General features: G+C 73.3%; 1 protein-coding gene. It reads left to right on the plus strand.

Annotated features, from left to right (window positions below; all coding sequences use genetic code 11):
• The coding region (locus ACQG3P_RS19815; protein WP_426806000.1) for an RsmE family RNA methyltransferase at nucleotides 1-270 on the plus strand (270 nt) is incomplete at both ends.

Consider the following 270-nt stretch of genomic DNA (forward strand, 5'->3'; position numbering starts at 1 on the left):
CCGAACTGGGGGTGCTGGCGATCGTGCCGGTAAATGCCGAGCGCACCGAAGTCAAGCTGGACGCGGCGCGGGCGGAAAAGCGCGTGGCGCACTGGCACTGCGTGGTGGTGTCGGCCTGTGGGCAGTCCGGGCGCGCCCGGGTGCCGGTGGTAGCCGCGCCGCTGGGCGTGCAGGAGGCGGCCAAGGGAATGCCTGCCGAAGCGCTCAAGCAGACGCTGGACCCGCTGGGCGAGCACCGCTTGTCCACGCTGGAGGCCGCGCCCGCTCGGG

The sequence above is a fragment of the Stenotrophomonas sp. SrG genome, assembly GCF_050031795.1.
Classification (GTDB): domain Bacteria; phylum Pseudomonadota; class Gammaproteobacteria; order Xanthomonadales; family Xanthomonadaceae; genus Stenotrophomonas; species Stenotrophomonas rhizophila_A.